At 51.8% G+C, this 18705-nt stretch carries 15 protein-coding genes; 2 read left to right on the forward strand and 13 right to left on the reverse strand.

Annotated features, from left to right (window positions below; all coding sequences use genetic code 11):
* Window positions 1-40: 40 nt before the first annotated feature.
* Both adhP and exaC read right to left on the reverse strand, forming a co-directional pair.
* Window positions 41-1069 (reverse strand): alcohol dehydrogenase AdhP, encoded by a 1029-nt coding sequence (gene adhP / locus K7H08_RS08015; RefSeq protein ID WP_231657650.1) that lies wholly within the window; start codon window positions 1067-1069, stop codon window positions 41-43.
* A 121-nt stretch (window positions 1070-1190) separates the two neighbouring features.
* Window positions 1191-2711, reverse strand: coding sequence for an acetaldehyde dehydrogenase ExaC (gene exaC, locus K7H08_RS08020; RefSeq protein WP_009721344.1), 1521 nt, complete (start codon window positions 2709-2711; stop codon window positions 1191-1193).
* A 119-nt stretch (window positions 2712-2830) separates the two neighbouring features.
* On the opposite strand from exaC, the gene K7H08_RS08025 reads away from it, so the two are divergent.
* A complete protein-coding gene (locus K7H08_RS08025; protein WP_231657651.1) occupies window positions 2831-3514 on the forward strand; it encodes a LuxR C-terminal-related transcriptional regulator in 684 nt (227 codons plus the stop codon).
* 14 nt (window positions 3515-3528) lie between these two features.
* Here the strand turns inward: K7H08_RS08025 and K7H08_RS08030 are convergent, their stop codons facing one another.
* From K7H08_RS08030 to K7H08_RS08080, 11 genes are all read right to left on the reverse strand, one after another.
* On the reverse strand, window positions 3529-4941 hold the full coding sequence (locus K7H08_RS08030) for a hybrid sensor histidine kinase/response regulator (RefSeq protein ID WP_231657652.1): 1413 nt from the start codon (window positions 4939-4941) through the stop codon (window positions 3529-3531).
* Window positions 4913-6100, reverse strand: a complete 1188-nt coding sequence (gene nosP / locus K7H08_RS08035) for a nitric oxide-sensing protein NosP (protein ID WP_415965114.1) — start codon at window positions 6098-6100, stop codon at window positions 4913-4915. The genes K7H08_RS08030 and nosP overlap by 29 nt, the downstream gene beginning before the upstream one ends.
* Complete coding sequence (locus tag K7H08_RS08040) at window positions 6054-8306, reverse strand: ATP-binding protein (protein ID WP_231657654.1); 2253 nt, start codon at window positions 8304-8306, stop codon at window positions 6054-6056. The genes nosP and K7H08_RS08040 overlap by 47 nt, the downstream gene beginning before the upstream one ends.
* Entirely contained in the window at window positions 8296-8799 is a 504-nt protein-coding gene (locus K7H08_RS08045) for a molybdopterin-dependent oxidoreductase (protein WP_269438841.1), read from the reverse strand. Before K7H08_RS08045 ends, K7H08_RS08040 begins: the two co-directional genes overlap by 11 nt.
* 211 nt (window positions 8800-9010) lie before the next feature.
* Window positions 9011-9829 carry a DUF2189 domain-containing protein gene (locus K7H08_RS08050; protein ID WP_231657656.1) on the reverse strand — a complete coding sequence of 273 codons (819 nt, stop codon included), beginning with the start codon at window positions 9827-9829 and terminating at the stop codon, window positions 9011-9013.
* A 323-nt stretch (window positions 9830-10152) separates the two neighbouring features.
* The gene (locus tag K7H08_RS08055; RefSeq protein WP_193068692.1) at window positions 10153-10581 is read right to left on the reverse strand and encodes a universal stress protein; all 429 of its coding nucleotides are present in this window, start codon (window positions 10579-10581) and stop codon (window positions 10153-10155) included.
* Window positions 10582-10592: 11 nt separating this feature from the next.
* Window positions 10593-13187: a TRAP transporter permease gene (locus K7H08_RS08060; protein WP_231657657.1), complete on the reverse strand. Its 2595-nt coding sequence runs from the start codon at window positions 13185-13187 to the stop codon at window positions 10593-10595.
* Between the two features lie 138 nt (window positions 13188-13325).
* The gene (locus K7H08_RS08065) at window positions 13326-14300 is read right to left on the reverse strand and encodes a TAXI family TRAP transporter solute-binding subunit (RefSeq protein WP_231657658.1); all 975 of its coding nucleotides are present in this window, start codon (window positions 14298-14300) and stop codon (window positions 13326-13328) included.
* A gap of 425 nt (window positions 14301-14725) precedes the next feature.
* Window positions 14726-16027, reverse strand: coding sequence for a TRAP transporter large permease (locus K7H08_RS08070; protein ID WP_198348917.1), 1302 nt, complete (start codon window positions 16025-16027; stop codon window positions 14726-14728).
* Window positions 16017-16496, reverse strand: a complete 480-nt coding sequence (locus tag K7H08_RS08075) for a TRAP transporter small permease (RefSeq protein ID WP_038477856.1) — start codon at window positions 16494-16496, stop codon at window positions 16017-16019. The genes K7H08_RS08070 and K7H08_RS08075 overlap by 11 nt, the downstream gene beginning before the upstream one ends.
* Window positions 16497-16560: 64 nt before the next feature.
* The gene (locus tag K7H08_RS08080; protein WP_231657659.1) at window positions 16561-17571 is read right to left on the reverse strand and encodes a DctP family TRAP transporter solute-binding subunit; all 1011 of its coding nucleotides are present in this window, start codon (window positions 17569-17571) and stop codon (window positions 16561-16563) included.
* Window positions 17572-17820: 249 nt separating this feature from the next.
* Between K7H08_RS08080 and K7H08_RS08085 the strand changes: the two genes are divergently transcribed.
* Window positions 17821-18687 (forward strand): DMT family transporter, encoded by an 867-nt coding sequence (locus tag K7H08_RS08085; protein WP_038477861.1) that lies wholly within the window; start codon window positions 17821-17823, stop codon window positions 18685-18687.
* The last annotated feature ends 18 nt before the right edge of the window (window positions 18688-18705 follow it).

The following is an 18705-nucleotide window of genomic DNA, read 5'->3' on the forward strand; positions in this document are numbered from 1 at the left end:
GGAATAAAAGGGGGAGCTATTTTCTCCCCCACTTGCTCGCTCAGCTCGCCATATCCAGCACAATACGGCCTTCTATCTTGCCGTCGATCATACGTTGGAAGACATCGTTGATATTGTCTAGCGTGTCGGTCGCCACGGTCGCTTTGACTTTGCCTTCAGCGGCGAAATCCAGCGCTTCTTGAAGATCACTGCGCGTCCCCACGATAGAGCCACGAATGGTAATACCGTTAAGCACCGTGCTGAAGATCGGCAGTGGGAAGTCACCCGGAGGCAAGCCATTGAGCACCAGAGTGCCACCACGGCGCAGCATGTTTTGCGCTTGATCAAACGCCTTCGGCGATACCGCTGTGACCAGTGCCCCATGGGCACCGCCAATGGTTTTCTTCAGATACGCCGCAGGGTCGGTTTTCATCGCGTTAACCGTCACCGTGGCACCTAACCGTTCGGCTAGGGCTAATTTACCGTCGTCAATATCAACAGCCGCGACGTTCAGCCCCATCGCTTTCGCGTACTGCACCGCCATATGCCCCAGGCCGCCAACGCCTGAAATAACCACCCACTGCCCAGGGCGGGTATCGGTCATTTTCAAGCCTTTATAAACCGTTACTCCTGCACACAGAACCGGAGCTATTTCGATGAAATCAACGGCGTCCGGCAGACGCCCTACATAGCCTGCATCCGCCAAGGTATAGTCGGCAAACCCGCCGTTGACCGAATAACCGGTATTTTGCTGGGATTCACACAGGGTTTCCCAGCCGCCTAAACAGTGTTCACAGTAACCACAGGCTGAGTACAGCCAGGGCACGCCGATACGATCGCCCTCTTTGACATGGGTAACGCCGTCACCCACCGCCACGATATGCCCAACGCCTTCGTGCCCTGGAATAAACGGTGGCGAGGGTTTTACCGGCCAATCGCCGTGTGCTGCATGTAAATCGGTGTGGCAAACGCCAGAGGCCGACACCTTCATCAGCACCTCTCCCCGCTTGGGACGAGGCACGTCTACTTCTTCTATCGCTAGTGGCTGGCCGAACTCACGTACGACTGCCGCCCGCATTGTGTTATCCATGATGCAACTCCTGATGGTTGTCGATGTGGCAACTTGTGGTTGCTCTTATCGTTACAGTAAGCGTCAGAGGAGTAGCAAAACGCCCGGCAATGGCCGGGCGATATCACTGCAGAATAGTGTATTAGAAGAAACCTAGCGGGTTAATATCGTAACTCACTAGCAGGTTCTTAGTTTGCTGATAGTGCTCAAGCGCCACTTTATGGGTTTCGCGACCTACGCCTGATTTCTTATAACCGCCGAACGCAGCATGGGCAGGGTACTGGTGATAGCAGTTGGTCCATACGCGACCTGCTTGAATGCCACGCCCCATACGGAAGGCGACGTTGATGTCACGGCTCCATACGCCGGCACCCAGGCCGAACTCGGTATCGTTGGCAATGGCGAGCGCTTCTTCTTCATCTTTGAAGGTGGTAACAGCAACCACAGGACCAAAAATCTCTTCCTGGAAGACGCGCATCTTGTTGTTGCCTTTGAGCAGTGTCGGCTGGATGTAGTAGCCGCCATTGATGCTGTCATCCAGGCTCTCTTTATCACCGCCAGCAAGGAACTCAGCGCCTTCGTCACGCGCGATATCCATGTATGACATGATTTTATCGAACTGCTCTTGTGACGCCTGAGCACCTACTTGCACGTCGGTATCCAGCGGGTTACCACGCTTGATTGTTTTAGTCCGCTCAACCACCTTGGCCATAAACTCGTCGTACATGCTCTCTTGAATCAACGCACGAGAAGGGCAGGTACATACTTCGCCTTGGTTGAAGAAGGCCAGCACTAAGCCTTCGACGGCTTTATCAATAAACGTCGGCTCGGCGTTCATGATGTCAGCGAAATAGATATTGGGCGATTTACCACCCAGCTCCACTGTCGAGGGGATAATATTTTCTGCGGCACATTTAAGAATATGCGAGCCAACCGGCGTCGAACCGGTAAAGGCAATTTTGGCAATACGCTTGCTGGTGGCGAGTGCTTGGCCTGCTTCTGCGCCAAATCCATTAACGACGTTTAGCACGCCGGGAGGCAGCAGGTCGCCAATAACCTCCATAACTTTCAATATCGAGGCAGGAGTTTGCTCAGCTGGCTTCAGTATGACGCAGTTACCCGCGGCAAGGGCAGGGCCAAGTTTCCAAGCAGCCATTAGAATCGGGAAGTTCCAGGGAATAATTTGACCAACAACGCCCAGCGGCTCATGGAAGTGGTAGGCAACAGTGTTAGCATCGATATCCGCAGCCGTACCTTCTTGTGAACGCAAGCAGCCAGCAAAGTAACGGAAGTGGTCAACAGCCAGCGGAATATCCGCATTCAGGGTTTCACGAACCGCTTTTCCGTTATCCCACGTTTCTGCGACAGCCAGCATCTCAAGGTTTTGCTCGAGGCGGTCGGCAATCTTAAGTAGGATGTTACTGCGCTCTTGAACGGAGGTTTTACCCCAGGCAGGCGCTGCTTTGTGAGCTGCATCCAGCGCTTTCTCAATGTCTTCAGCGCTAGAGCGGGGAATTTCGCAGAATACTTGGCCGTTAACAGGACTGATATTATCAAAGTACTGGCCGTTGACCGGGGGAACAAACTCACCGCCGATATAGTTGCCAAAGCGTTTTTCAAAGGACACAACGGAACCAGCATCACCCGGGTTGGCGTAGATCATGGTAAAGCTCCTGAGTATTATGATTATTAAATAAGGTGCCTACCCAGTGTTAGCCACACACGCCATTTACGATATAGCCCGATGGCAGGACGCACCCTCATCCCTTGGTAGGAGACGCCATGTACTCGTTGCTAGTGGCAGATGACCATCCGCTGTTTCGCGAAGCACTACACGCGGTGATTAGCGCTGGTTTAACAGATACTCAACTGCTGGAGTCGGACAGTTTGGCGGCGGCTATTCACACGATAGGCACCCACGATGAGCTTGATCTGCTGTTGCTCGATTTAAGCCTGCCCGATGCCGATGGACTAGAGGGTCTGACAATACTTCGAGAAAGATTCCCATGGCTCCCCGTCGCCATTGTCTCGGCACATCAGGAGCGCCAGTTGGTGTTAGATGCCATTACCCAAGGTGCCGTGGGCTATATTCCGAAATCAACTCCCCGAGAGCAGCTGTTAGCAGCACTCAACCAAATTCTTCAGGGGCAACTTTATCTGCCTGCAGATATTATGCGCCAGCCGCCCCCACGTATGGACTCATCAGCGTTGACGCCTTCGTCGGAGGTGTCCCGCGAACGGCTAATACGCTTAACCGACAAGCAGTTAGATGTATTGGGTTGCATGGCTCAGGGGATGTCCAACAAACAGATCGCACGAGAACTGTTCATCGCTGAAACTACCGTTAAAACGCATGTCTCGGCTATTTTACGCAAGCTAGGTGCAACAAGTAGAGTGCATGCCATCGTCATCGCAGGTGAAGAGGAGCTAGGCGCTTATCTTGCCAAACGAACCTCTTCCACCTAACTGCCGACTTCCCGTTAAGTCGAATTCTCTAAGAGCGTTCCCAGTAGCATCTTTAAACGAAGAGGCTTAAGCGGCTTTAACAAACAGTGCATACCTGCTTCCCGGGTGGCCCGCTTCAAGGCTGCCTCATGGTTGGCAGTGATGACTACGGTGGCCAACCCTGGGTAGCGTCGACGCAATCTTGCCGCCAGATCGATCCCATTTTCGCGGTGATCCCCCAGGTGATAATCCACCAACAGCACAGCCGGGCGCTCACCGTCACTCGCTGCTTCCAGCGCACTCACCGTTGCGGCTGCCCTCACCCGACACCCCCAACTGCCCAGCAACGCCTGCATTCCTTCTATAATTGCGGGATCATCATCAATCACCCAAATGACACAGCCTTGTAGCGGATCGTGCTGCCAACGATCAGATCCAGGCAACGCTTTTGGCGCACACGCAACGGGCGATGCACCCGCGCTTGTGGCTGCATTAGGTACTGGCACAGAGAAAGGGACCAGCACAGAAAAAAGCGAGCCACGCCCAAGCTGTGAAGTAAGCGACACAGGGTGCTCTAACATAGTGCTGATACGATCTACGATTGCCAGTCCCAATCCAAGCCCTCGGCTGTGGCCACTTTGGGACTGGTTGGCGCGGCGAAATTCTAGAAAAATCGCCTTACGCTGTGGCTCTGGTATACCCGGCCCAGTATCGCCCACCATAATTTCAAGACCGTTGGCGCGTCGTCGACAGCCAAGCAGTAAGTGGCCATGTTCAGTGTAGCGCACGGCATTGCTTAGGAAGTTGCGCACGACACGCGCCAGCAGCGCTAGATCAGATTCGACCACCACACTCGACGGCACATAGTGAAGCGTCAGCCCACGTACGGCGGCCACTTGCCGATACTCTTCGGCCAAGGCATCTAACAGCGTACTTACCGCAAACGGTGCTTTATCCGCATGAAGCACGCCGGCATCCAGGCGGGAAATATCCACCAATGTACCTAAAAGCCCTTCGACATCTTTTAACGAACGCCCTATGTGGCCTACTAAAGCTTGGGAGGCCTCAGGGAGCGCATGCGTTTCTAAGGCACTGGCGAATAACCGTGCGGCGTTTAACGGCTGAAGCAGGTCATGACTGACCGCCGCTAAAAATTTCGTTTTGGAAAGATTGGCCGCCTCTGCTTCGGCATTCGCCGCCAACAGCCGCGCATTTACTTGGCTAAGTTCATCTAATGTGCGATGAAGTGCGTCGGTGCGTTCGCGTACTTGCTCTGCCAGCAGCACCGAGCGCTCAAACGCTGCATAAGGAGCGCTGTTGGGGCTTGCTCCGGACTCCACACGCTCCATTAGCGCCTGGCAAACCTTACGCAAACGGCGATTTTCCTCGCGCAGCGTGGCATTATCCGCCGCAGTATTGCTATCCGCCGCTAGTTGGAAGAGCGCCAAAAGCCACCCCCGTAAAGGTTTGGTTTACGTGCATGCCATGATGATGTTCGCCGTAGGTATTAAACCCCACCACTCGTGCCTGACGAAGCAGCGCTGACGCTTGATCCAACTGCTGCAAAGACTCAAGCGCCATACGCCTTAAGAAACAATCACAGCCTATAATCGAAGGTGTTGCCCCCAGGCGTTGTTGCACGCGCTGTAGCATCACCTCTAGATCTAAGAGTAACGGCGCAGGCCGCATCGCGGTGAGCACAATGCCCGTTTCTACCGCACAGTAAAACGTTAGGCTAGCATCCTCATTCACGCGTTGTATTGAACGAATATAGTGTTGACCGCCGATATAAACTGCCAGCGGGTGCTGGGCAAAAATGGATGGCGATAGCGCATCAACAGAACAGCCGACTAACGCTGCATACACGTCAGCAGCAGGTAACCCGTTGAGCTCTAGCACTCGGCGCTGCTCCCGGTCAGCCTCTGTTACCACTAACTTATGGGCAAGCGGTTCAAGATGATGGGTAGAAAACACCTCAAACGGAAGCCGCGTGTTAAGCATTACCACCACGGCGGCGCGGGTATGAAAATGCCCATTCGCATAAACATGGGTATGGGTAAGGTGATTATCATCACCGGCCGAGCCGCCAAAGCTGGGAATACGGCCAAGAGCCGCATCTAAGGTTGCTAATACCTGTTCTTCACGGCTGGACAAACCATCTAGTAACGTGAGGGCAAAGCTATGCTCGTTCACGGGTGCAACTGCCTGCTGTCGACAACGCTCCAGCAAGGTATCGACAAGCGGTTGTGCGCGGCTAAGGTCAAAGTGTTCAAGGTCGTCTACCAGTGCGGTTTCAATTGCAAACACGCGACTATCAAAACCTATCGCAACCACAGAGCCTCGGTCATAGCCTTGCGGTGTAATCTCGCCCGCCGTCGTGCAACCACTCATCGGCACCTTATCAAACGCACCGCCAAGGGCAGCTGCTAGTTCCTCTAACGGATACTCTGCACTGCAAAAAAACAGCACAAACCCTAAGTGCTCATGACCCAGCTGCTGAGCTAGTTCATCGGCGGCTTGGAAGGGATTTAGCTGGTTGCTTGCAGCGATCTGAATACCGCTATTCTTCGGTGCTATCGTCACGGCGCCATTTCTCCAACGCTGCATGAGTTCGCGAAGCGGTTTGCCTCAACAGGTTCATGGTTTCAGTAAAGTCTTGCGGTGAAGACGCACTGTTACTGGCGGTTATTTCGAGCCGTTTAGCCTCAGCGGCCAAACGCTCAGCCCCAACACCGAGCGATTCGCCGCGCAGCTGATGTGCTAAGCGCGCCACTTGCTTGGCCTGCTCCGTTGTCAGCAATGCCGCGTTCCTTAGGTAAGCAGCCAACTGCGCAGAGTAATCACTCACTTGCTGGTAATAAAGCATGATGAGCTGATCGACACTTTCAGCTCCCAGTGACATAACCAGGGACTCTAGTGTTGCACGGTTAAGTAGTGGCTGTAACTCTTGCTGCTCCTGATCTAAAGGCAACACCGACAACGCATCTGGGCGCGAAGCCGTAAACAGCTGCAGTGACAGCACATGGCTAAGGGAAAGTAAGGATAGCGGTTTGGTAATGTAATCATTCATTCCCGCTGCTAGGCAGCGTTGGCGAACATCTTCCACGCCGCCAGCCGTCATGGCCACAATCGGCACGTTAGCCAGCCAACCGCCTTGAGATCGAAGCCTTTTGGTCACGGTGATGCCGTCAATATCCGGTAGCTGGATATCCATAAAGATAAGGTGCACCTGCTGAGCCTGCACCATGTCTAGTGCATCTTGGCCATTTTCAGCACAGACGACATCACATCCAAGGCGCGACAGCAGCCCAGTGGCAACTTTACGATTGACGGCATTGTCTTCCACAAGTAGTAGGGAGGTGCCTGTAAAATCCTGCGTTGGTTCAGGCGGCAATGGAGCGGTGACGGGGCTGGCTTCTACCAGGGGCAATTCGCACCAAAATGTGCTGCCCTGCCCAGGAGTGCTACGAACCCCTAATCGTCCTTGCATGGCTTCGCTTAAGCGTTTACAAATCGCCAAACCTAACCCAGTACCGCCAAACCGACGAGCAACTGACTCATCCGCTTGTTGAAATGGCTCAAACAGTGACGACTGTTGCTCCTCATTTAAGCCACAACCGGTATCACAAACTTCAAATAACAGGCTCTTTACCGTGGAATAAATACGTATATTGACTCTACCATGGTCAGTAAATTTAATAGCGTTTGTGATGAGGTTAAGCAAAATCTGGCGCAATCGGCTGGCATCGATCATTACCCATGCCGGTACTAAAGGATCAACATCTAACGCTAACTGCAGGCCTTTTTCCTTAGCGCGAGGCTCAAAAAGCGATATAACGCTGTCGACTAATGGTTTAAGGGCGGTGGGCGAAGTTTCAAGCGTTAGGTGCCCCGCTTCAATCTTTGAAAAATCAAGAATTTCATTGATCATCGCTAGCAACTGATTAGCGCTGTCATGAATCGTACGAGCATAGTCTTCTACTTGCGCAAGGCTAGATGGTTCACGCAGCAACTCACTCATACCAATAACGCCGTTGAGCGGCGTGCGAATTTCATGGCTAACCATCGCTAAAAAGTCAGATTTAGCGTGATTCGCCGCCTGTGCCTGCGTGGCAGTGATTTCTAGTTGATGGCTAAGTTGCTCTTGCTCACGACGAGCGGAGGCGCTTTCTCGCATTTCACGCACGAGAAACACAATTACCAGCAATACAGCGAAACTCATTCCCACCAATAGCGACATTAAGAGCTTATATAAAATATTTAATAGCACGCGCTCTTCAGTAGCAGACTTCGCTAGATAACCATTAATAGCGATAACAAATCGCTCTGTCAGTCGAGTTAGTACCAACAGCTCTTCCTCTAGCTCAGCGATCGGCAGCTGAGGTAAAGATGCATGAGGTTCAAACATGGGATCTAGCGTATCTAGCTGCTGCTGAATTTGAACTAATAACGCTTTTGCCATACTAATATTGTCTAACAGCAGGCTCACTTCGCCCTCTTGCAACAGCGTCATTCGACTATAGAGCAGTTCGAAGTGCAGGTTCAGATCGTCCTGATCGGAAGGTGAAATCGGGCCACGGGTGGCCGCAAGTAAGTGGTTGAATAGCTGAATCGCATCGCGATCAAGCTTATAAACTACCCAAGCCGTATCTTCTCTCAAACTTTGTGTCAAATTATCCTGACGCCAAGCCGCTAAGGCTGCCACTACCAGAGCTGCCGCGAACAGCAGGACGGTAATCATAGCAACCACTTTAAAGCGACGCGGATAACGCAGTAGGCGGGGAGCCCGAGAAATAGACCGACTAACGGACATTTATCTGCATAACTTGCCAAACAGCTCTAAAACGCATTTTTTCACTCAACAGAGCCTCATCTTGGCTGAAAGGATAAAGCACCCACAAAGGGCCGTACTCACGGATAGGAATGCTTTGCCCGTTCCGCTCTAATGCTAGGATCACATCGTACTCATAAAAGTCACTGATCGGAATTTCTGCTTCGAACCCGTTTAATGCAGAGACATAAACGCTATTTCCAGAGCTATTTTCAGAACCAGGCAACCCGACATGCTCTAATAATGTGCGCATCAGCGGTCCGCTATAAGTACTACTGCCCTCAGTCCACGGCGTGCCCGTTTCAAAGGAGTGCTGTGGCAAAGCTTGTAACATATCACGGTCAAAGCGTGCGCCCTGGGTTGTGTTGAAATGTGTTATGTCACCGCTGATTGTGAGAATAACAGGCCCTTCGGGCATATCAAGGGAGGCATCTGTCCGCGCATGGCCCGTCACGGGAACACTGAGCGCCAGCATAATCCACCCCAGTAAAAACACTTTCACAACGCTTACCTCACGACACAATGTCTTGAAAATAGAACCGCTTCTGTCAACTATCAAGACAGGCAGGACTCTGGATAAAAAAGAGATAGCGCAAAGGTTACGCTATCTCTTTTACATAGTCAGGTTAAGTATGTTCTCACTCAACAACGCGTTTGAGGTTCAACGTTTCAAGACTTTCTAGCCGCTAGGTCTCAAGCTTTTCGATTGGCTCAAAGCGCACCAAGTCTTCATAAGCATGCCATGTTGCGTGGCCTAAAACTGGCAAAATGAGTGCCAAGCCAATGTAAAACGTAAGCACACCAATCAAAACGCAGCCTGTCAAAATAGCCGCCCACAACAGCATAGGACGGAAGTTTTTGGCAACACAGCGCACGCTAGCTTCGATACCCTCCATAAAGGTAAGATCCTGATCCATTAGCGTTGGGATAGCCACTGAGCTAATCGCAAACGCACCGAAAGCGAGAATACCGCCCGCTACTGAACCTACTGCAATCATGCCTAAGCCTTCAGGCGTGGTAAGGAGTGATGTGTAAAGGGTTGCTGGACTAGGTACTTCAAAGCCAAAGAACAACGCGAACAGCAGCGTTGCAAGGCGAATCCAGGCGAGGAAGAAAATCATCATCATCACGCCCATCATCGCCAACTGGCCTGCGTGCGGACGCCAACTGCCGAAGGCATCGCCAAGGTTAGGAACCCTTCCCCGCTCAAGAGCAAGACTAATGCCATAGGAGCCTACCGCCACCAGTGGCCCAACAAACATAAACCCAGCGATCATAGGTAATAACCAGTACCAATAGCCGAGTGTTATTGCCCCCGCCGTAATGGCTATGCTTAATCCCACCCAAAACATACCGTAGGTTAAACTGATAGCAGTTGCGCGACGAAAGTCCTCAAACCCCGCGGCAAGCCATGCACGCGGCCGATCCATTCCCACCTTATTAATAGTGATTTTCACATTAGGCATATCTGCTCGGCCGTGCGTTTTTGTTGTAGCTGCATTCATAGCATGACTCCTTAGATTTACCCCAATGCAGTGGTGGCTTTTAAACCCCCATTCAGATTGAGATCGAACTTGCCCAATACCCTGAAAAAGTTGCCACATGCATGAGTTCGTTAACCATGGGTTAATGGCTTAACGTATCTTTAATGTAGCTGAGCAATGACAAGGTGGGGCTGTCTGGCGACATCGCGTACAAAAAATCCTGCTTTCATGCTATTAACGCCAATTTATTCGATGCGTTAGCCAGCGTTAATATAACCTCACAAACAAAAACTCCAGGCCAAATGGCCTGGAGTTCGCTTAACAAACAACTCGGTATTGAAACGTCAGCGCACGATCATTACCGATACCTTGGAGTGATGAACCACATGTTCAGCGTTAGGCCCCAAGACATAATCTACAAACTTACGCTTGTTATGTGATGCCATAACGATCAGGTCCACATCCAGTTTCTTACCAGCCTTGATAATCCCCTCCCACGGGGAACCATCCACAGTGACACTTTGTACCTGAATGTCCTCAGGCACTTTCTCCTTAATGAAGTCATGAAGTGCATCGGTTATCGCTGCATGCGCCTTTTTAGCGAAGTCCTTGGGAAAATAGGAACCCACCATCGGCATACGGTAATCCGGCAGTACCGTAACTACATGTAGCGAAGCACCAAAAGTGCGACATAACGTCAGGGCTGTAGGCAGAGCCTTTGACCAAGAAGCTTCCTCATTCAGGTCCACCGGCAACATGATCTTGCTGTACATGGCATTCTCCTTCATGCGGCAGCGGTAGCTGACGTGTTATTACGACGCCGACGCTGCATCAATACAATCAGCCCAAAGACCAGGAATGCAGGAATCCACATCAGCTCTTTAGTCCAACGGTCAACAGGAGCCAGTACCTCGATGATTTCTTGATCGAAGTCGAAACCGAGGTCTGCAGCTTGGCTGCCATAAGCCACCATATCAACGGTCGCCTTGCCATCCTCAATAAAAAGCTCCATGCCCAGGTTGTCGAGCCGCTCTTGTCCCGTTTCACCCTCTGGCACCGGAAGTGTCATGTAGGTCGTCATGGGATCACCGTAGTCATCAAGACCCGCAATCTGCAAGCGCAGGGTAGAGTCTTCGTCGACACTGCCCAGCGCTTCAACGAATTGATCGGGCGGTATCGACTCATAGGGATCATGGATCATATCCATCCAGAAACCGGGGCGGAACAGCGTGAACGCGATCAGCAGCAGCACAATAGACTCATACCAGCGGTTACGTGTAATCATAAAACCCTGGGTCGCTGCGGCGAAGATCAACATAGCGATAGTCGAGACGACAAAGATCAAAATTCCCTGAAGGAAGGTCACATCGATTAACAGCAGGTCGGTATTAAAGATGAACAAGAACGGTAGCGCCGCGGTACGAAGGCTGTAATAGAAAGCCTGGAAACCTGTCCGAATGGGATCGCCACCCGATACTGCCGCCGCCGCAAAGGACGCCAGCCCCACCGGCGGCGTAACATCAGCCATGATACCGAAATAAAACACAAACAGGTGTACCGCAATCAATGGCACTAGCAGGCCATTTTCAGCACCTAAGCTGACGATAACTGGCGCCAGTAGCGCAGATACTACAATGTAGTTAGCCGTCGTAGGCAACCCCATGCCAAGAATCAAACTGAGCACTGCAGTAAGCAGTAAAATCAGCATCAAGTTACCCATGGCAAGCGTTTCCACTACCTCGGCCAGTACCAGGCCCACCCCAGTCTGCGATACAGCACCGACAATGATGCCAGCGGTGGCAGTGGCGATGCCGATACCAATCATGTTGCGAGCGCCGGTGACTAAGCCGCTCCACAGATCCATAGCGCCTTCACGCAAATCCGCAGCCATATCGCCGCGTCCCCTAAAGATCGACGTGATGGGGCGTTGAGTAAGAATGATGAAGATCATGAAAACAGTGGCCCAAAAAGCCGACAGTCCTGGCGACAAGCGCTCGACCATCAGACACCAGACCAACACAATGACAGGTAGAATGTACTGCAAGCCAACCAGCACTGTAGGCTTCGTCTGCGGCAGTGAATAGATTGGCTGGTTAGGATCATCGAGCTCAAGTTCGGGGTAACCTGCCGCCAGTTTGAGTAGTGCGATATAAATCACTGTCAGCCCAACGGCCACCACCCATGGAGTAGCGTCGCCCAGTACCGGTTTGAGCCAACCGAGGCCATAATAGACCCCCAGAGCGGTGATCATCATCAGTAGCAGACCACCGAGAAAACCGACCACTTTATTGACCAGCGGCTTAGGCGGATTGCTGCTTTGAAGCCCTTGCATATTGGCTTTTAGGGCTTCCAGGTGAACGATATAGACCAGCGCGATATACGAAATCAGCGCAGGCAAGAAGGCATGCTTAATTACTTCGACATAAGAAATACCTACATACTCGACCATCAGGAAGGCGGCAGCCCCCATCACCGGAGGCATAATCTGCCCGTTGACCGATGACGCCACTTCGACTGCACCCGCCTTTTCGGAAGAAAACCCTACCCGCTTCATCATTGGCACCGTAAAAGTACCGGTGGTCACAACATTGGCAATCGAAGAACCGGAAATCAAACCGGTCATTGCAGAGGCGACTACAGCAGCTTTCGCTGGACCACCGCGATAGTGACCAAGCAGCGAAAATGCAACTTTAATAAAGTAGTTGCCAGCACCAGCCTTATCTAGCAAAGCACCGAACAACACAAATAGGAACACAAAGCTAGTTGAGACCCCTAGAGCGATACCGAAGACCCCCTGGGTCGTCAACCACTGGTGATTAATCAAGCCAAATAGACTAACACCACCATGTGAAAGAATGCCCGGCATCCAAGGGCCAGCCAAGCTATACATAAGGAAAACTGACGCCACGATCATCAACGGCGGGCCAAGCGCACGACGAGTCGCTTCTAGCAGTAGCAGTATCCCTGCGATACCAATAATAACGTCCTGCATTATTGGTGCGCCGGGGCGCTGGGATAGCTGCTCATAAAACATGAACATATAAGCGCCACAAAAGGCTGCTGTTGCTGCAAGTATCCAATCCTGGATCGGAATACGGTCACGAGGTGAACGCTTGAGTGCCGGATAGGCCATATACGCAAGAAACAGCGCAAAGGCTAAGTGGATAGAGCGGGCCTCTGTGGCATTAAAAACGCCAAACCCCAAAATGAAGGGCACTGGAGAAGCGATCCACAATTGAAAAAGAGACCATGCCGCTGCAATGCTTACCAAGAGCTTACCGGGCATGCCGGACGGTTTACGGGCTCCCGTGTCACTGGAGGCTACCATATCCTCCAAGTCTACTCCGGCTCCCGAAGGTCTATTCTTATCTTCAGTCATATGCCTGCCCTTCTCCGAGACGATTGACGCATAATTGCCATATCGAAATGCCCTATAAAACATTCTAAACTAAAATGCGCGGCACCCTGGGGTAACCGCGCATTTCTTACCAAGGTAACAGTACGTCAAGCTATACGGTTACTCGATCCAGCCTTGTTCACGGTAGTAACGCGCAGCCCCATCATGCAGGGGTGCAGAAAGCCCCTGAGTCACCATATCTTCCGGATCAAGGTTCTCGAAGGCCGGATGCAGGCGTTTGAAGCGATCAAAGTTATCGAAAACTGCCTTGACGGTCTGGTAGATAACGTCTTCGTCAGCTTCAGCAGTGGTTACAAAGGTAGCCGCCACGCCGAAAGTTTCGACATCTTCGTCATTACCACGATACAGACCACCCGGAATTACCGATGTTGAATAGTAGGGGTATTCATCAACGATGCCCTGAATGTCTTCGTCATTAAGTGAAATCAGACGAGCATCAACGGTGGTAGTAGCTTCTTGGATGGAACCATTGGGGTGGCCCACCACATAAACCATGGCATCAACGTTATTATCAGCAAGAGCTGCAGCTTGCTCTGCGGCATCAAGCTGAGATGCTAAGGAGAAGGTATCTTCAGTCCAACCTTTCGCGTCCATCACCACTTCCATGGTGTTACGCTGGCCTGAACCTGGATTACCAATATTGACGCGCTTACCTTCCAGATCGTCGAGTGTCTCGATTCCTGAGTCAGCACGCGCAAGCAGAGTTAAGGGTTCACCGTGAACACGGAACACCGCTCGCAGCTCTTCGTAAGGTTCTCCTTCAAAATTCCCAGTACCATTGTAAGCTTGATACTGAACATCCGACTGAGCGACACCCATGTCCAATTCGCCGGACTTGATACCGTTGATGTTGGCCACGGAGCCACCAGTGGAAGGTGCATTACATTTGATATCTGCGTCTTCCAGACGGTTCACCAATCGACAGATCGACTGACCGACTACGTAGTACACACCTGTTTGGCCACCGGTACCGATAGTGATGAAGCGTTCCTGTGCAACCGCAGGAGATGCAAACGTAGCGGCCGCAATCAGCGCGCCGGAGAAGGCGGCAGTGGAAAATACATGGCGTTTCATGGACACACCTCTTTATCTTGATGTTGTGAGCGTTATTCGCTTTAACTCCACCTGCTGAACGGTTCCCTCAGGTGTTTTTCTGCCAAAACGTTTTCAAGACAATCTGTTATCAACGCCGACTAATACAGCCGACACTTACTACTTTAGCGAAAAAAAACATACTTGGCGAAATACACGGCAAGTCATTACCGATATAACGCCCATACACATCCTAGTGCTTGCAATTAAGTCCTATTGTTCAACAGATAAACTTAATGCTTAGAGGCAATGCACACGGTAGATGGCATTGCCTACCACAAGCAGCTCAGACAACATACTTAGATTACCGATGAATTACGTTTAGTTACCGTTAATAGCCATGCCGTATTCGCATAGCGTATATCGGATTGAACATCTTATGACGAATGACGTCAGGCATAGGTGTGTTAGACGTTATAACCAAGTACAGATGGCAACCACAGCGCAATACTTGGAAAAATGGCCACAAGAGCAAGCGCACATCCCATCGCCACAACAAATAGCAATGCCCACCCTAAAGTCTCTTCCAAACGGATTTTGGCAACCTCTGTGGTTACCATTAAATTCACCGCAACCGGCGGGGTAAATTGACCAATTGCAATGTTCATAGCTAGCAGAATGCCGAACCAAACCGGGTTCCATTCAAAGTGCTGCATGACGGGTATCAGCACTGGCATCATGATGAGATAGATAGAAATAGCGTCAAGCAGCATGCCAGCGACTAATACTGCTAGCATGACCAGCACCAACAGCAAAACACCGTTGTCCGTTAAGCCAATAATCCACTCTGCCAAATGACGAAAAGTCCCCAGCATTGTACCAGCCCAAGCAAAAATTCCCGCTAGAGCGATAATCAACATCACCACTCCAGAAATAATCGCGGCCTCTCCTAACAATTCCCATAGGTCACGTAACGAAAGTTCTTTCGTCAAAAACAACCCCACGATGGTGCCATAGGCAACCGCTACAACGGCGGCTTCTGTTGGAGTAAATAAGCCTGAGCGCAGCCCCCCTAAAATAAGCACTGGAGCAAACAAAGCGGGCAACGCTTGCCTAAACGTCGTACGCACGGTCAAGGTTTCAGCACCTGCTACCGGTGTTCCTTCCCAGCCGTAACGCTTAGCAACGATCATCGCAGGCACCAGCAGCGCTAGCCCTGCCAAAATGCCTGGAAAAAGTCCTGCGGCAAATAACGCGCGCAGATCGACACCGGGCACCACAATCGAGTAAAGAATTAGCGCCACGGAAGGCGGGATTAGAATAGCGGTGGATGCCGATGCGGCAATAAGGGTTGCGGAAAATGGCTTTGGATAGCCCGCTTTTGTCATGCTTGGCAGCATTACCATAGCCACTGCCGCCGCATCCGCCGGGCCTGACCCACTCATGCCCCCCATAATCATGCACACCAGCACCGCGACCAGCGCCAGACCGCCATGACGAGGCCCAATAAGTGCCTGAGCAAAGCGTACCAAGCGTAACGCCACACCAGAGCGCTCAAAAATCAGTCCTGTCAGTATGAATAGCGGTATCGCGATTAAAGGGTACTTGGCAATGCTGTTATAGGTATTGGTGCCTAGCGTCGCCAACATATCTGGCGAAAGCCCAGCCACAATACCTACCGAGCCAGCTAACGCGAGCGAAAATGCCACGGGCACACCCGATATCAAAAATCCGGCAAAGGCAAGAATCATCCAAATATCAGGCGTCATTATCCAGCCCTCCGTTTAGTCGATCTCGGGTTTGCTGAACGAGACGCCATACCATGGCAAAGGATAATATCGGAAGCCATACTAAGTACCACCACTGAGGCAACCCTAACCCCGGCGATAGCGACTCCCATTGGTACTCTTGCCAGGCTAGCTTTCCACCATACCAAGTGATCAAGCCCAGAACGGTTACCCCACATAGCGCTTGAAATAGAATAAGTGCGCTGCGCCAGCGCCCAGGTAGCGCCCGCTCCAAAAAACCAATACGAATATGACGGTTTCGCCTAAGCGCCACCGATGCCCCTGCGAAGGTAAGCACCACCAGCAAAAATACGGAAAATTCTTCGGTAAACGAGAATGAGCCGCCAGTCAGGTAACGTGTGACCACATTTCCCAAACTAATCAACGAAATAATAATAAGTGACAGCGCGCCCAGCCAACGTTCAGGGCGTGCATCGGGAAAGCCTTTCATGGCAGCCTCACAATAGAAAAAACTACCGGCCCTGTAGGCCGGCAGTTAAAACACTAAGGAGTTATTAACGTGCGTCGATAGCCGACCGAGCTGCGTTAACCACGTCTTCCCCAATGCGCGGCGCCCATTTTTCGTAAACGGACTGCGTGGCATCGACAAACGCCTGATACTGCTCATCGGAAAGCTCGGTTACTGTGACACCGCGCTCTTGAATAGCCGCCAGGCGCTCGCTTTCTTCCTCACGCGTCATGGCAATTTCCCACTCCCCCGCTTCAATGGCAGTTTCACGCAACAGCACTTGCTGTTCTTCATCAAGCGACTGCCATACCTGCTGGTTAACCGCAAAAATCAGCGGGTCATTCATGTAGTTCCAGAGCGTTAAGTGCTCCTGGCCCACCTGATCAATACGCGCGACATCAAATACTGAAAGCGGATTCTCCTGCCCGTCAACCGCGCCAGTGGTTAACGCTGGCTGAGCATCTGTCCAACTCATTTGCGTCGGATCTGCGTTAAGGGCAGAGAAGGTATCCTGGAACAGCGGTGAGCCAACCACGCGGATTTTCAGACCATCCAAATCCTCTGGCTGACTAATCGGCCCACGGGAGTTTGACACTTGGCGGAAGCCATTTTCGCCCCAGGCCAGCGGCATAACACCGCGAGACTCAATCGCTTCAAAGACCAACTCACCCGCTTCTCCGCCAGTAACCGCATCCACAGCAGCTTCATCGGGAATAAAGAAAGGTAAAGAGAATAAATTCAGTTCAGGAACCTGAGGCGACCAGTTAATCGTCGAGCCTACCGCAGCATCGATTAGCCCCGAACGCATGGCCGAAAACTCACGAGTTTGGTCACCGGAAACCAACTGAGAGTTCGGGTAAACCCGCAGCGTTAGTTCTCCACCACTGCGCTCTTCCACCAACTCCGCCCACTTTTCCGCCGCCTGCCCCCATGGGAAAGCATCAGATAAAACAGTGGATACAGAGAGTTCACGTGCTTGTGCAGAGAAAGAAGCCGAGAGCAAGGCCGCACCAGCTAAACCTACCGTTAAACGAGCCATAGAGCGTGTCAGCGTCATTATTGTCGATCCTTTTTTATCAGTTGGTGTCCAGTGATATCTATTATCTACCCACAGTGTGCTGCTGTTTGCTACAAAATAAGCGCTAAAGCAGGCAACGCTCTATTGTAGGCACTCATGAGTTTAAAGGAAGCCGGTCGTTAGCATTTCGCCGTTAACTGCAGGTGGATGAACACCGTGCCATTACGCTGCAGTAGCGCTTACTGATATGCTAAAGCCACTGTTAAATCGTTACCAACGGATATCAACGTGCCACTACGCGACCTGTTGTTAGGCCTATTCGTCATCGCCATTTGGGCGCTGAATATCATTGTTATAAAGGTGGGCGTGGCGGAGCTACCGCCACTACTAATGACGACCCTGCGCTTTGTGCTGGTCGCTGCGCTATTAGTGCCTTTCTACCCTGTCGCTCGAGCTCAGTTGCCTTTTTTGCTCTTACTCTCCTTCACATTTGGCAGCCTACATTTTGCGCTGCTGTTTATCGGCTTAGGCCAAGCAGAAGCAGGCACTGGCGCACTGCTGGTGCAGATGGGCACGCCTTTTGCCACGCTACTGGCGGTGGTGTTTCTTAAAGAAAAACTGGGGGCAAAACGCATCGCGGGGCTGCTGTTCTCTTTCGCTGGCGTTATTGTGCTCGCTGGAGGGCCAACGCTGCCCTCACCACTGCCGCTGACTATTCTTTTGTTAAGCGCCTTTGGCTGGGCAGTTTCCCAACTGTTGATTAAGCGCGGTCCGCCTATCGCTCCCTTAGCACTGGCGGGTTGGGTAGCGCTGTTTGCGATTCCTCAGGTCGCGTTAGGGTCTTGGCTATTTGAAACTGGCCAGTGGCAGGCCATTCAGCAAGCGAGTTGGCGCGGGTGGGGAGCGATGACTTACACCGCGGTAATGTCATCAATTGTTGCTTACGGCATTTGGTATGCCTTACTACGCCGCCATCCTGTGAATCGCGTGGTGCCAATGACCTTGCTGGTGCCAGTACTTGCTGTTGGCTTGGGCGCGCTGTTGATGGGCGACAGCCTAGGTATTCATAAGCTGGTAGGCGGGGGGCTTGTGGTAGCCGGTATTGCCCTGATCGTACTCAACGTTGGTAAGCGTCGCCCAGCAAAGCCACTGTAGTACGCCGGTATCGGCACA

Origin of the sequence: Halomonas sp. IOP_6, from assembly GCF_021151565.1 — a bacterium.
Taxonomy (GTDB): domain Bacteria; phylum Pseudomonadota; class Gammaproteobacteria; order Pseudomonadales; family Halomonadaceae; genus Vreelandella; species Vreelandella alkaliphila.